Here is a 13,171-nt window from a genome sequence, read left to right on the forward strand (position 1 = left end):
TTCAATTGCAATGACCAGATTGCTAGATAGTGAACACGTCGAATACGCGCTGCGTAGCGAATACTGGATAAACGAAACTCGCAGACTGGACCGGCCGCGTGCGATCCGTGAGCGTCGACGCGCACCCATCATAATCAATGGCGACGGTGCGCACTTGAGAATTGAAAAGGGCACACTGCACATTCGGAACGGCTTTACTCATTATCCGCAGGAACAAGATACTTATAGGTTCTTTCGGGGCGACCTCAACCTGCCGTCGCGAATTGTGGCCGTGGATTGCAGTGGCGGTCTTTCGTTCGATGTTCTCGCCTGGCTCGCCGAACAGGGCGTCGCGCTGATCTGTGTCGATTGGAAGGGCGCTGGCGTGTCCGTTCTGGCGTGCAACGGATATGCGGCCGATCGTGAGAAGGTGGCGTGGCAAGAAGCTACTCGTGCCGATGAAGCCGCACGGATGAGGTTCTCGACTGATCTAATCGAGCAGAAGCTTTGCCGTTCAATAGCGACGTTGTCGCGCTATCTCCCGCAAACGCCAAAACGGGACGCTGCAATAGCGAGCGCGAAAGAGAACCTACAGCGGCTTCGAAATCACCCGCCCGCCGATCTTGCCGAATTGCGCGGCATCGAGGGCGGCGCTGCCGCAGCCTACTTCGCTGCATGGCGCGGTCTTCCAATCCATTGGAGCGCCACGGCAAAATATCCGGTCCCCGACGGTTGGGCGGTCTACCGGAGCCGCAGCTCACTTGCGAACGGCCTAAAGAGCAAAACCCGGAATGCGTCTCACCCGCTGAATGCCCTCCTGAACTACGCCTACGGGGCGCTGCAAAATCGATTGCAGATCCAGGCCGTCGCGGACGGCTTCGATCCGACACGGAGCATCATGCATCATAATCGGAAGGACGCGAGCGCATACATTCTCGACATTATGGAACCGGAGCGGCCCAAGGTCGATGCCGCCATACTGGCGTTCGTTGCCGATCATACTTTCAGCGGAGCCGATTTCGTGATCCGGGACACCGGAGCATGTCGCCTTTCGCCGCAGCTCGCGCGAGTCATCGCGGCTTTGATTCGGTGAACGTCCGGAGTTGGTAGGAGCCGTCTCACGGGTTACCGGCAAGCGCACCGAATACCGTCACCTCACGATCTCAAGCCAAGGCCATCGCTGCTGATAACTGTCTGCCTTTTGCTGAAACAAGTCCGGGTTAGGATTGAGCGGGTTTGGCCGCAGCAGCCCAGATGTAAGGTCGTCGAGCCCGTTAGGGGCATATAATTCACCAGTTCGCACATCAATTCCGACGCACGTGCAGGAAATAAGATACCTGTTGATGCCAGAGCGCGTCGAGTTAAGCTGCGGATAAGTTCCACCAAAGCGCTGACGGTACCAAAGGTGGACGCGCGCTTGATTCTTTATTTCGATCTGAACGTTAAGATCGGCGGCCTTCTCTGAGACCTGTTGGATCACACGGTTTTCGGCTTCCCAAGACAAATCACGATCATCAAAATAGAATACGTCATAATCCTTTATACCCCAATCGGGGGTGCGCCCGGAACGCAGGTTCCAGATGGTCTGAAACAAACATCCTGCCGTCAGATAGCATTGGTTTAGGCCAAGGGCTGAAAGGCGCTCCAGCAGTTCCTTATTGAATCGGTTCGCCAACACACAGGCGTGGAAGTCGAGTTCGGTCATCGCCGACCGTAGCATGTGAATGCCTGGTTTCGCCAACCGCCTGCTGGTCTCGAAACGGCGGCCTTTCGGCGATTGCCGCTAGTCCGCTTGCCCGCCCGGTAGCCGCCCGTCCGGTTTCGGGCACACCGACCGGCTGGCGAGCGGCGGAATGTCCGGGTTTGGTGGAGAGCGGTCGTTCCTATCGCGGGTCAGGCGATCTGGCGTCGCATGGCGACGTGGGGAAGCTGAACGCCTCTCTTTAAGTCGAAACCTCTGCCCACTTCGGTGAAAGAGAAGCGCTTGTAGAAACCAACCGCGCCCAGCGTTGCCTTCACAAACGTTAGCTTGGCCTCCTGTTGACAGGCGTCGAAAAGCGTAGAGCCTGTGCCACTTCGCTGATGCGAGGGGGCTATGAACAACGAGCGTAGTTCGTCGCCACTCCAGTTGGCAAACCCGACGATCTCTCCGTCTAACTCGGCGACGCGAAACGTCTCGCCGGAGTTGGCGAAACGCCAATAGCCCTCCGGAGAGCGCCCATGCATCCACGCCTCAAGGGCTTCGCGACTGTAGTCTGCTGCCAGCGAGGTGGTGAGGCAGGCCGTGTGGATATGGTGAACATCCACTGTGTCGGCTTCTCGCATCTCGCGAACGGTTAGCAGGTCGGGCTTAGCTGTCATGCGTTGGTATTAAGTGAGCCGTTTAGGTCCGCAAATGGGCGTTAGCAGTCGGTCCGCTTTTCAGCATTTCGCTGTACTGGTCGACGTGCGACACCGATGCCCGCCGGGCGGCTAATCGAGCTAGGCCAATGACGGGCATCGGTAGAATGTGTCGTCCGTTTCCGCGTTATGTTTACCACCCCCATGAATGGGGAGGATCTCAGGTCTTCTTCGCCGCTGCCTTCCTGGCGGGAGCCTTCTTCGCTGGTGCGGCCTTCGCGGGAGCCGCCTTCTTCGCCGGAGCCTTCTTCGCCGCCGGCTTCTTCTTGCCCTTCGCCGGCGCCAGCGCCGCGCGCGCGTCGAGCAGCTGCGCCGCCTCTTCCAGCGTCAGCTGCTCGGGCGTGATCGTCTTCGGCAAGGTCGCGTTGGTCATGCCGTCGGTGACGTAGGGTCCATAACGCCCCTCCATCAGCTTGACCGGCGCACCGTTGCGCGGATGCTCGCCCAGCTCCTTCAACGGCGCGGCGGCCCCGCGCTGCGGCCGTCCGCCGCCCGCCGCCGCTTCGGCCAACTTCACCACCGCCGCGTTCATGCCGGTCTCGAACACTTCGGCCGTGGATTGCAGCCGCGCATACTTGCCCGCGTGCATCAGATAGGGGCCGTAGCGCCCGATCGAGGCGGTGATCGGCTCGCCGCTCTCCGGATGCGTACCGACCGTGCGCGGCAGGCTGAGCAGCTTCAGCGCCAGCTCCAGCGTCAGCTCGCCCGCATCCTTGGGTATGGAGGCGCGCTTGGCCTCCTTGCCCTCGCCGAGCTGGATGTACGGGCCGAAGCGCCCGGACTTGCGCTCGACGGGCAGTCCCGTCTCCGGGTCCTGCCCCAGCTGCTCGGGCGTCGCATCCGCGCCACCTGCATTCTCGCCGCCTTGACCGAAGGGGCGGGTGAATTTGCACTCGGGATAGTTTGAGCAGGCGACGAACGCGCCGAACTTGCCGCCGCGCAACGCCAGCTTGCCCGCCCCGCAATTGGGGCACAGCCGCGGGTCGGCGCCGTCCGCACGCTCGGGGAAGAGATACGGTTCGAGGAAGATGTCGAGCTCGGCGGTGATCGCGCTGGGCTGCTGCTCCATCACCTCGGCGGTCTTCGGCTTGAAGTCGTGCCAGAAGCGGTCGAGCACCGCCTGCCAGCCGGCGCGGCCACCCGAGACGTCGTCGAGCTCCTCCTCGAGCCCGGCCGTGAAGTCATACCCGACATAGCGTTCGAAGAAGCGCTCCAGGAACGCCGTCACCAGCCGCCCGCTCTCCTCGGCGATGAAGCGGTTCTTGTCGACGCGGACGTACTCGCGGTCCTTCAGCGTCTTGATGATCGAGGCATAAGTGGAGGGGCGGCCGATGCCGAGTTCCTCCATCCGCTTGACCAGCGAGGCTTCGGAAAAGCGCGGCGGCGGCTGGGTGAAATGCTGTTCGGCCTCGACACCCTTCTTGGCGGGCGCATCGCCCTCCTTCATCCGGGGCAGGCGCTTGGCGTCCTCTTCCGCCTCGTCCGAACCCTCTTCGTAGAGCGCGAGATAGCCGGGGAAGAGCACCACCTGACCCGTCGCGCGCAGCATGTGGCGGCCAGTGCCGTCGGCGAGATCGACCGTGGTGCGCTCCAGCCGCGCCGACGCCATCTGGCTGGCGAGCGCGCGCTTCCACACCAGCTCGTACAGCCGCGCATGGTCGCCGCCGCCGACCCGATCGCGGCCGAAATCGGTCGGCCGGATCGCCTCATGCGCCTCCTGCGCGTTCTTGGCCTTGGTCTGGTACTGGCGCGGCTTGTCGGGGACATAGCCCGCGTCATAGCGGTTCGCGACCGCCAGCCGCGCCGCCGATATGGCGGAATGATCCATCTGCACGCCGTCGGTGCGCATATAGGTGATCGCCCCGTCCTCGTAGAGCTGTTGCGCGATCCGCATCGTGTGATCGGCGGAGAAGCCGAGCTTGCGCGCCGCCTCCTGCTGCAGCGTCGAGGTGGTGAAGGGCGGCGGCGGATTGCGCGTCAGCGGCCTGGTCTCGACCCGCTCGACCTTGAACTGACCGCCTTCGACGTCGGCCTTGGCGCGCAGCGCGTCGCCCTCATTGCCGATCGCCAGCCGGTCGAGCTTCCTGCCCTCCCACTGCACCAGCCGCGCGGTGAAGGGCGTGCCGTCCTGTTCCAGATCGGCGATGACCGACCAGTATTCCTGCGCCCGGAATGCCTCGATCTCGCGCTCGCGTTCGACGATCAGCCGCAGCGCCACCGACTGTACCCGCCCCGCCGACTTGGCGCCCGGCAGCTTGCGCCACAGCACCGGCGACAGCGTGAAGCCGACCAGATAATCGAGCGCGCGCCGTGCCTTGTACGCGTCGATCAGGTCGGTATCGAGCTGGCGCGGCGCCTTCATCGCGTCCGTCACCGCCTGTTTGGTGATCGCGTTGAAGGTGACGCGCTCCACCTCTTTGGGCAGCGCCTTGCGGTTCCGCAGCACCTCCTGGACATGCCACGAGATCGCCTCCCCCTCACGATCGGGATCGGTCGCGAGGATCAGCCGGTCGGCAGTCTTGGACAGGTCGGCAATGGCGCGGAGCTGCTTGGCCTTGTCGGCATAGTTCTCCCAACTCATCGCAAAGCCGTCGTCCGGGTCGACCGATCCATCCTTGGGCGGCAGGTCGCGGACATGGCCGTACGACGCGAGAACGCGGTAGTCCGCGCCGAGATACTTCTCGATGGTCTTGGCCTTGGCCGGCGATTCGACGATGACGAGCTGCATGGGGTGAGCGAGTGTCCTTACGTGTACGCGCGAGGGTGGGGAGCCGGAGCCGGCCGCGTCAAGCGGCGTTGCGTGAGCACGGTGGTGAGCGTACATTCCGATCATGAGCGCAATCGGGCATCTCACGGTCAAGCTGCCGCCGGCGATGGCAGACCAGGTTCAGGCATGGGTCGACACTGGTGACTTCGCCGACGCGGAGGGCGTCATTCGCGACGCTCTCCTCGCCTATGGCCGACCTGAAGATCGTCATAGCGATCCAAGTGTCGAGGAGTGGCTGCGGACGAAGGTAGTCGCTGCTTATGACGCGCATAAGCGCGATCCGTCACGGGCCGTTCCGCTGGATCAGGTCGTCGCCAGGCTTAAGACGGAGCGCATGGCGCGCGGGGAATGATCCAGTATAGAGTGGTTCTGTCACAAGAAGCCCAAGACGAGATCGAGAGCCTGCGCCGGTACATCTCGGAAGCTGCCAATCCCGGGACGGCAAATGGTTACATCGATCGTGTCCTCGCGCACACGGGCAAGCTGACGAACTTTCCCCATCGTGGCTCCCCGCGCGATGATCTGCGGCCCGGTACCCGAACCATCAGCTTCAAACGTCGCATGACCATCGCATACACCGTCGATGAACAAGATGTGGTCGTTCTTGGCTTCGCTTATGGAGGACGAAATCTGGACGATCTGCTGTCCTGACAAAGCTACCGCAAGCTAACCCGCCCGCCGGCGTGCCGCTCCAGCCGCCCCGCCAGCTCCAGCTCCAGCAGCACCGTCTGCACCACCGCCGGCGCCAGGCCGGCCTGGCGGATCAGCTCGTCGACGCCGACCGGGACCGGGCCGAGCAGGTCGGTGACCCTCGCCCGATCGCGGTCGCTCGCGTCCTCCGGCGGCGCGGCGTCGAACGGGGATGCGGGCGCGCGGACACTGCGGGGGTCTATCGGGCGCAGCAGCTCCAGCACGTCGGCCGCACTCTGCACCAGTGTCGCGCCTTCGCGGATCAGCAGATTACACCCCTGCGCCCGCGGATCGAGCGGCGAGCCGGGGACCGCCATCACCTCGCGTCCCGCTTCCGCCGCCAGCCGCGCGGTAATCAGCGAGCCCGACTTGGGCGCCGCCTCCACCACCACCGTGCCCTGCGCGATGCCGGCGATGATGCGGTTGCGATAGGGGAAGTGGCGCGCGCGGGGCTCGGTGCCCGGCGGCATCTCCGCGACCAGCAGGCCTTCGGTCGCGATCCGTTCCTGCAATTCGGCATTCTCCGGCGGAAACGCGACGTCGATACCGCCCGCGATCACCGCCACCGTGCCGCCCGACAGGCTGCCGACATGCGCGGCGGTGTCGATGCCGCGCGCCAGCCCCGATACGACCGTCACGTCGCCCGCCAGGTCGTGCGCGAGTTGTCGCGCGAAACGGCATGCCGCCGCCGAAGCGTTGCGCGCGCCGACGATCGCGACGCAGACCCGCCGCAGCAACGCGACATCGCCGCGCACGATCAGCGCGGGCGGCGCGTTGTCGAGTTCGCCCAGCAGCGCGGGGTAATCGGCGTCGCCCAGGATCAGATAGCGCGCGCCCAGCCGCGCCACCGTCGCCTGCTCGCGTTCAACCATGGCGAGATCGGGCACCCGCGGTGCGTCACCGCCGCCGCGACGCGCCAGTTGCGGCAACGCATCCAATGCCGCGCCCGGTGTGCCGAACCGCGCCAGCAGCTGACGGAAGGTGACCGGCCCCACGCCCGGCGTACGCAGCAGCCGCAGCCGCGCGGCGACGTCACTCACCGACCGGCACGTCCCGCGACCCGTCGACCCGGGGCTCGGTGCCCGCCAGCAGCCGCTCGATATTCTGGCGGTGCTTCCACAACAGGATCAGCGCCAGCGACAGGAACAGCAGCACCAGGTCGAAGCGCTCGAACAACGCCGCCGATACCGGCGCGGAGACCGCCGCGATGATGCCCGCGAGCGAGGACAGGCGCAGCACCGCCACCACCGTGATCCACACGCCCGCATAGACCAGCCCGACCGGCCAATGCAGCGCGAGCGCGATGCCGAGCAGCGTCGCCACGCCCTTGCCGCCCTTGAACCCCAGCCAGACCGGATAACAATGGCCCAGGAACGCACCCGCCGCCGCCAGCGGCTCGTCTGCCGGCGAGAATTGCCGCACGATCAGCACCGCCGCCACGCCCTTCAGCGCGTCGAGCACCAGCGTCGCCGCCGCCAGCCCCTTGCGCCCGGTGCGCAGCACGTTGGTCGCGCCAATGTTGCCGGAGCCGATCGCGCGCACGTCGCCGGCGCCGCCAAGGCGGGTGAGGATCACGCCAAAAGGTATCGAGCCCAGCAGATAGCCGAGCAGCAGCACCGCCAGAGGCGCCAACCAGATAACCTGTGTTTCCACCCCGTTCCCTTCCTCAGGGTAGATAGCCGAAACTTCGATGTCCGCCAAACAACCTGCGGCAGATTTGGTACGGCTGCACCAATGTCCTAAACGGTCGCGCGTGAGCAACGCGCCACTCCTCTTGTTCGACTCAGGCGTCGGCGGCCTGTCGGTGGTCGCGCCGATGCTGGCGCTGCTGCCGCGCGCGCCGATCGTATACGCGGCGGACTCCGCGGGGTTTCCCTATGGGACGCGCGACGAAGCAGAGATTTCCGGCCGTGTGCCCGCGCTGCTCGGGCGGTTGGTCGAACGCTTCCGGCCCAGGCTCGTGGTGGTCGCCTGCAACACCGCCTCCACCATTGCACTGGCGGCAGTCCGCGCGGCGCTGGACGTGCCGGTGGTCGGCACCGTCCCCGCCATCAAACCCGCGGCCGAACTGAGCAAGACGCGCGTGATCGGTGTACTGGGGACGCAGGCGACGGTGCGCCAACCCTATGTCGACGATCTCGCGCGCCGCTTCGCCGCCGACTGCACGGTGCTGCGGCACGGCTCGGCGCGGCTGGTCGATCTAGCCGAGGCCAAGCTCGCCGGTGCCGTGCCGGCCCGCGAAGAGATCGCCCGCGAGCTCGCAGGGCTACTCGATCAGCCCGGCGGCGAGCGCATCGACGTGATCGTCAATGCCTGCACCCATTTCCCGCTGCTCGAAACGGAGATGACCGCGATCGCGCCGCATGTCCGCTTCGTCGATGGCGGCGCGGGCATCGCGCGGCGGATCGCGCACCTCACCGCCGGGCAGGACTGGCCGCGCGACCCGCCGCCGCACCGACTGATCTTCACCCGCTTGGGCGAGCGCGAGCACGGGATCGCGGCGACTTTGCGCGCGCGCGGCTTCGCCGAAGCCATGGACCTTTCGTCCACTGGCGAACGCGCATAAAAGCGGCTAGGCGCACGCCCCATCATGATCAGCGACGCGTCCGTCCCGCCTCGAGTCGACTATGGCCGCGTCTTTTCGCAGGCGATTGACCGGCTGCATGCCGAGGGGCGCTATCGCGTCTTCATCGACATCCTGCGCAACAAGGGCGCCTATCCCAACGCGCGCTGCTTTGCCGGGCATAACGGCCCGAAGCCGATCACGGTGTGGTGCTCGAACGACTATCTCGCGATGGGCCAGCACCCCAAGGTGATCGCGGCGATGGAAGAAGCGTTGCACGATGTCGGCGCCGGTTCGGGCGGCACCCGCAACATCGGCGGCAACACGCATTACCATGTCGATTTGGAAGGCGAGCTCGCCGACCTGCACGGCAAGGAAGCCGCGCTGCTGTTCACCAGCGGCTATGTCTCCAACGAGGCGACGCTGTCGACGCTCGCCAAGGTACTGCCCGGCATCGTCATCTTCTCCGACGAACTCAACCACGCCTCGATGATCGCCGGCATCCGCGGCGCTGGTTGCGAGAAGCGCATCTTCCGCCACAACGATCTCGTGCATCTGGAGGCACTGCTCGCCGCCGAGGATCCCGCCGCGCCGAAGCTGATCGCGTTCGAGAGCGTCTATTCGATGGAGGGCGATATTGCCCCCGTCACCGCGATCTGCGACCTCGCCGACCGCTACAACGCGCTGACCTATTGCGACGAGGTCCACGCCGTCGGCATGTATGGCCCGCGCGGCGGCGGCATCACCGAGCGCGAGGGCGTCGCGCATCGCATCACGGTGCTGGAGGGGACGCTCGGCAAGGCGTTCGGCGTGATGGGTGGCTACATCGCCGCCGATCGCACCATCGTCGACGTGATCCGCAGCTACGCGCCGGGCTTCATCTTCACGACCTCATTGTCGCCGGTGCTGGTCGCCGGCGTTCTGGCGAGCGTCCGCCATCTCAAGGCGTCCACGGCCGAGCGCGATGCCCAGCAGGCCGCCGCCGCGATGCTCAAGGCGATGATGACCGATGCCGGGCTGCCGGTGATGCCGGGCGAGACGCACATCGTCCCGCTGATGGTCGGTGATCCGGTCAAGGCGAAGCGGATCAGCGACGTGCTGCTCGCCGAGTACGGCATCTACGTCCAGCCGATCAATTACCCGACCGTGCCTCGCGGCAGCGAGCGCCTGCGCTTTACGCCGGGCCCCGCGCATGACGAGACGATGATGCGTGAGCTGACGCAGGCGCTGGTGGAGATCTGGGGCCGGCTGGAGCTGCGCCAAGCAGCCTGATCGTCGTGTAACACGCGCATCCGCTCGGGTCGCCGTTAGCGCCGAGCAGATGGGAAATCCGCGCAGCAGTCACCGAACATGTTCACGCGCGAGTGGGCGGTGGCGCGGATGCATGACAGCGGCTATGGCGCGTGGCGAACCCGCCTCAGCCAAGGAGCTCGCCCATGAGCACCCAGCCCGCCCATATCCAGGACGTCCAGCCGCCCCATGAACTGGATGGCGGCTTCTTCACGCGCAGCCTCGCCGACGCCGACCCGGCGATCGCCGCCGGCATCGCGCACGAACTCGACCGCGAGCAGACGCAGATCGAGCTGATCGCGTCCGAGAACATCGTGTCGCGCGCCGTGCTGGAGGCGCAAGGGTCGGTCTTCACCAACAAATACGCCGAAGGCTATCCGGGCAAGCGCTATTACCAGGGCTGCCACCCGTCGGACGAGGTCGAGCAGCTCGCGATCGACCGGGCCAAGCAACTGTTCGGCTGCGCCCACGCCAACGTCCAGCCGCATTCGGGCGCGCAGGCCAATGGCGCGGTGATGCTGGCGCTGGTCAAGCCCGGCGACACGATCCTGGGCATGAGCCTCGACGCCGGCGGCCACCTGACCCACGGCGCGCGCGCGGCGATGAGCGGCAAGTGGTTCAACGCGGTCCAGTACGGCGTCCATCCCGACACCCACCTGATCGACTATGACCAGGTGGAGGCGCTCGCCCGCGAGCACCAGCCAAAACTCATCATCGCCGGCGGCTCCGCCTATCCGCGCCATATCGACTTCGCGCGCTTCCGCGCCATCGCCGATGCGGTCGGCGCCTATTTCATGGTCGACATGGCGCATTTCGCCGGCATCGTCGCGGCGGGTCTTCACCCGACCCCGTTCGGTCACGCGCATGTCGTCACCACCACGACACACAAGACGCTGCGCGGCCCGCGCGGCGGCATGATCCTCACCGACGACGACGCCATCGCCAAGAAGATCAACTCCGCCGTCTTTCCGGGCCTGCAGGGCGGGCCGCTGATGCACGTCATCGCCGCGAAGGCGGTGGCGTTCGGCGAGGCGCTGCGGCCGGACTTCAAGGGCTACATCGCCGCCGTGGTCGAGAACGCCAAGGTGCTCGCCGCCACGCTCAACGAGCGCGGCGCTGACCTCGTCTCCGGCGGCACCGACACGCATCTGGCGCTGGTCGACCTCACCCCACTCGGCGTGACCGGCAAGGACGCCGATGAGGCGCTGGAGCGCGCCGGCATCACCTGCAACAAGAACGGCATACCCAACGATCCGCTGCCGCCGGTCAAGACCAGCGGCATCCGCATCGGCTCCCCCGCCGGCACCACCCGCGGCTTCGGCCCGGCCGAGTTCCGCGAGATCGGCCACATGGTCGCCGACGTGCTCGACGGCCTGGCGAAGAATGGCGAGGGTGGCGACGCGCAGGTGGAACATGCGGTCCGCGTGCGCGTCCGGGCCTTGTGCGCGCGCTTTCCCATCTATCAAGGATAAGACCCATGTCCCAGATCGACGACGTACAGGACACGATCAAGAACACGCCCGGCCTCGGCAAGAGCATGGCCAAATGGGGTGCGCTGGGCGCGGTGGTCGCGATCCCGGTTCCTTTCATCGGCCCGCCGCTCGGCGCGATCGCCGGCGCAATTTACGCTTATACCAAGCGCAACAAGGCGTGACCTTGCGGCGCTCGCGCGCCGAGGCCGCAACGGCCCACACCCCCACCCGGCCTCCCAATCAGGATACTCTGTGGGAGGCCGGGTGGGGGTGTGGGCCGGTGCGGCGCGACCGTGAGGTCGTCGATTAATGCGCTGCCCGTTCTGCGCGCATGAAGACAGCCAGGTAAAGGACAGCCGCCCGACCGAGGACGGCGCCGCGATCCGGCGGCGGCGGCAGTGCGAGGGCTGTGCTGCGCGCTTCACCACCTTTGAGCGCATCCAGCTGCGCGAGCTGACCGTGTTGAAGTCCGAGGACCGACGCGAGCCGTTCGACCGCGACAAGCTGCTCCGCTCGATCAGCATCGCCGCGCGCAAGCGGCCGATCGACCCACCGCGCCTCGAGCGGCTGGTGTCCGGCATCCAGCGCCAGCTCGAGACCGGCGGCGAGAGCGAGGTCACCTCCAAGCGCATCGGCGAGCTGGTGATGGACGGGCTGAAGGGGCTGGATTCGGTGGCGTATATCCGCTTCGCCTCCGTCTACCGCGACTTCAGCGAGGCACGCGACTTCGAGGCGTTCGCGGGATCGGTGGGGGAAGTCGGCACCCCAACCCGTTCGTCCTGAGCGACTGTTGCGCCTGCAGGTGCGTGGCGAGGGCAACATTCGGGGCTCCTACTCCCGTTCGTCCCGAGTAGCCGTCGAGCTTGTCGAGACGGCATATCGAGGGATAAGCGCAACAGATGAGCTTCTGGGCCTATGTCGTCCGCTGTGCCGACAACAGCTACTACACCGGCCACACCGACGAGCTTGAACGCCGCCTCGGGCAGCATAACCTCGGTACGATTGCTGGCTATACGCAAAAGCGCCGCCCCGTGACGCTTATGTGGTGCCAGGATTTCCTCACCCGTTTGGAAGCGCTCGAGGCGGAGCGGCAGATCAAGGGCTGGTCTCGGGCAAAGAAGGAGGCTCTGTTTCGAAGTGACTGGGCGGCCCTGAGCGCGGCGGCGAAGAAGCGACCGGAGAGCTTCCCTCGATACGCCGTCTCGACAAGCTCGACGCCTAGTCGGGACGAACGGGAGGTGGAAAAGACCACCAATCCCAACCCCGTCATCGTCCTCGTCCGCCCGCAACTCGCCGAGAACATCGGCAAGGCGGCGCGTGCGATGCTCAATTTCGGGCTCACCGAACTCCGCCTCGTCGCCCCCCGCGACGGGTGGCCCAACCCGCTCGCCGGCCCCGCGGCGTCGGGCGCGGACCAGGTGCTCGCCAACGCCCAGGTCTATGACACCACCGCCGCGGCGGTCGCCGACTGCGCGCATGTCTATGCCACTACCGTGCGCAAGCGCGGCGTCACCAAGCCGGTGGTCACCCCCGAAGCCGCCGCTCAGGCGATCCACGCCGCGCCCGGCCGCTCGGCGGTGCTGTTCGGGCCGGAGCGGTCGGGGCTCGACACCGACGACGTGGCGCTCGCGCGTGCGATCCTGACGGTGCCGATCAACCCGCAATTCGGCTCGCTCAACCTCGCGCAGGCGGTGATCCTGGTGGCCTATGAGTGGTCGAAGGGCGAGACGCTCGCGCAGCCGCCACAGGTCGACCTCGAACCGCCGGCACCCCAGGACGAGCTCGAAGGCATGATCGCACAGCTCGACGCGATGCTGGTGCCCGCCGGCTTCTTCTTCCCGCCCGACCGTGTGCCGACGATCCGCCGCACCGTCCGGACGCTGCTGACCAAGCCGGGCTGGTCGAGCCAGGAGATACGGACGGTGCGCGGCATCCTGTCGGCACTCGCCGGGGCCAAGCGTCAGGGTCGGCCCGACTGAAGCAACAGCGGAGCGCCCCCACCTCCGTTCG

The 13,171-nt window shown here is 66.2% G+C and carries 14 protein-coding genes; 9 read left to right on the forward strand and 5 right to left on the reverse strand.

From position 1 onward, the window contains the following. The first annotated feature begins 10 nt into the window (after window positions 1-10). Window positions 11-1,072 carry a CRISPR-associated endonuclease Cas1 gene (gene cas1 / locus VFQ64_RS13020; RefSeq protein WP_325103768.1) on the forward strand — a complete coding sequence of 354 codons (1,062 nt, stop codon included), beginning with the start codon at window positions 11-13 and terminating at the stop codon, window positions 1,070-1,072. A 57-nt stretch (window positions 1,073-1,129) separates the two neighbouring features. Here cas1 and VFQ64_RS13025 read toward each other — a convergent pair whose 3' ends face one another. The 3 genes from VFQ64_RS13025 to topA form a co-directional block, all read right to left on the reverse strand. Continuing rightward, window positions 1,130-1,684 carry a nucleotidyltransferase family protein gene (locus VFQ64_RS13025; RefSeq protein WP_325103769.1) on the reverse strand — a complete coding sequence of 185 codons (555 nt, stop codon included), beginning with the start codon at window positions 1,682-1,684 and terminating at the stop codon, window positions 1,130-1,132. A gap of 188 nt (window positions 1,685-1,872) precedes the next feature. Continuing rightward, on the reverse strand, window positions 1,873-2,340 hold the full coding sequence (locus VFQ64_RS13030) for a GNAT family N-acetyltransferase (protein WP_325103770.1): 468 nt from the start codon (window positions 2,338-2,340) through the stop codon (window positions 1,873-1,875). A 199-nt stretch (window positions 2,341-2,539) separates the two neighbouring features. After that, window positions 2,540-5,107, reverse strand: coding sequence for a type I DNA topoisomerase (topA, locus tag VFQ64_RS13035; RefSeq protein ID WP_325103771.1), 2,568 nt, complete (start codon window positions 5,105-5,107; stop codon window positions 2,540-2,542). 103 nt (window positions 5,108-5,210) lie between these two features. Here topA and VFQ64_RS13040 point away from each other — a divergent pair, with 103 nt between their 5' ends. Together VFQ64_RS13040 and VFQ64_RS13045 are read left to right on the forward strand one after the other, a co-directional pair. Continuing rightward, window positions 5,211-5,498 carry a type II toxin-antitoxin system ParD family antitoxin gene (locus VFQ64_RS13040; protein ID WP_325103772.1) on the forward strand — a complete coding sequence of 96 codons (288 nt, stop codon included), beginning with the start codon at window positions 5,211-5,213 and terminating at the stop codon, window positions 5,496-5,498. After that, window positions 5,495-5,797, forward strand: a complete 303-nt coding sequence (locus VFQ64_RS13045; RefSeq protein ID WP_325103773.1) for a type II toxin-antitoxin system RelE/ParE family toxin — start codon at window positions 5,495-5,497, stop codon at window positions 5,795-5,797. The genes VFQ64_RS13040 and VFQ64_RS13045 overlap by 4 nt, the downstream gene beginning before the upstream one ends. Window positions 5,798-5,802: 5 nt before the next feature. On the opposite strand, the gene dprA is transcribed toward VFQ64_RS13045, so the two are convergent. After that, window positions 5,803-6,876: a DNA-processing protein DprA gene (gene dprA, locus VFQ64_RS13050; protein ID WP_325103774.1), complete on the reverse strand. Its 1,074-nt coding sequence runs from the start codon at window positions 6,874-6,876 to the stop codon at window positions 5,803-5,805. Continuing rightward, a complete protein-coding gene (gene plsY, locus VFQ64_RS13055; protein WP_325103775.1) occupies window positions 6,869-7,489 on the reverse strand; it encodes a glycerol-3-phosphate 1-O-acyltransferase PlsY in 621 nt (206 codons plus the stop codon). The genes dprA and plsY overlap by 8 nt, the downstream gene beginning before the upstream one ends. Window positions 7,490-7,652: 163 nt before the next feature. Here plsY and murI point away from each other — a divergent pair, with 163 nt between their 5' ends. The 6 genes from murI to VFQ64_RS13085 all read left to right on the forward strand — a co-directional run bounded on the left by murI (window position 7,653) and on the right by VFQ64_RS13085 (window position 13,140). After that, entirely contained in the window at window positions 7,653-8,402 is a 750-nt protein-coding gene (gene murI / locus VFQ64_RS13060) for a glutamate racemase (RefSeq protein ID WP_414712905.1), read from the forward strand. A gap of 24 nt (window positions 8,403-8,426) precedes the next feature. Then, entirely contained in the window at window positions 8,427-9,671 is a 1,245-nt protein-coding gene (gene hemA / locus VFQ64_RS13065; RefSeq protein ID WP_325103777.1) for a 5-aminolevulinate synthase, read from the forward strand. Between the two features lie 164 nt (window positions 9,672-9,835). Continuing rightward, window positions 9,836-11,161: a serine hydroxymethyltransferase gene (glyA, locus tag VFQ64_RS13070; RefSeq protein WP_325103778.1), complete on the forward strand. Its 1,326-nt coding sequence runs from the start codon at window positions 9,836-9,838 to the stop codon at window positions 11,159-11,161. 5 nt (window positions 11,162-11,166) lie between these two features. Further along, window positions 11,167-11,343, forward strand: coding sequence for a hypothetical protein (locus VFQ64_RS13075; RefSeq protein ID WP_325103779.1), 177 nt, complete (start codon window positions 11,167-11,169; stop codon window positions 11,341-11,343). Window positions 11,344-11,470: 127 nt separating this feature from the next. Next, complete coding sequence (nrdR, locus tag VFQ64_RS13080) at window positions 11,471-11,944, forward strand: transcriptional regulator NrdR (protein WP_325103780.1); 474 nt, start codon at window positions 11,471-11,473, stop codon at window positions 11,942-11,944. Window positions 11,945-12,060: 116 nt separating this feature from the next. Then, window positions 12,061-13,140: a TrmH family RNA methyltransferase gene (locus VFQ64_RS13085; RefSeq protein ID WP_325103781.1), complete on the forward strand. Its 1,080-nt coding sequence runs from the start codon at window positions 12,061-12,063 to the stop codon at window positions 13,138-13,140. Window positions 13,141-13,171: the final 31 nt, after the last annotated feature.

Source organism: Sphingomonas sp., assembly GCF_035714405.1.
Lineage (GTDB): Bacteria > Pseudomonadota > Alphaproteobacteria > Sphingomonadales > Sphingomonadaceae > Sphingomonas.

Excerpts from the sequence above, each read along its gene's own strand:
- VFQ64_RS13045 (WP_325103773.1), top strand. The coding sequence starts at position 5,495 with ATGATCCAGTATAGAGTGGTTCTGTCACAAGAAGCCCAAGACGAGATC.
- VFQ64_RS13025 (WP_325103769.1), bottom strand. The coding sequence starts at position 1,684 with ATGACCGAACTCGACTTCCACGCCTGTGTGTTGGCGAACCGATTCAAT.
- cas1 (WP_325103768.1), top strand. The coding sequence starts at position 11 with ATGACCAGATTGCTAGATAGTGAACACGTCGAATACGCGCTGCGTAGC.
- VFQ64_RS13030 (WP_325103770.1), bottom strand. The coding sequence starts at position 2,340 with ATGACAGCTAAGCCCGACCTGCTAACCGTTCGCGAGATGCGAGAAGCC.
- VFQ64_RS13075 (WP_325103779.1), top strand. The coding sequence starts at position 11,167 with ATGTCCCAGATCGACGACGTACAGGACACGATCAAGAACACGCCCGGC.
- VFQ64_RS13040 (WP_325103772.1), top strand. The coding sequence starts at position 5,211 with ATGAGCGCAATCGGGCATCTCACGGTCAAGCTGCCGCCGGCGATGGCA.
- VFQ64_RS13085 (WP_325103781.1), top strand. The coding sequence starts at position 12,061 with ATGAGCTTCTGGGCCTATGTCGTCCGCTGTGCCGACAACAGCTACTAC.
- topA (WP_325103771.1), bottom strand. The coding sequence starts at position 5,107 with ATGCAGCTCGTCATCGTCGAATCGCCGGCCAAGGCCAAGACCATCGAG.
- glyA (WP_325103778.1), top strand. The coding sequence starts at position 9,836 with ATGAGCACCCAGCCCGCCCATATCCAGGACGTCCAGCCGCCCCATGAA.
- hemA (WP_325103777.1), top strand. The coding sequence starts at position 8,427 with ATGATCAGCGACGCGTCCGTCCCGCCTCGAGTCGACTATGGCCGCGTC.
- nrdR (WP_325103780.1), top strand. The coding sequence starts at position 11,471 with ATGCGCTGCCCGTTCTGCGCGCATGAAGACAGCCAGGTAAAGGACAGC.
- murI (WP_414712905.1), top strand. The coding sequence starts at position 7,653 with ATGCTGGCGCTGCTGCCGCGCGCGCCGATCGTATACGCGGCGGACTCC.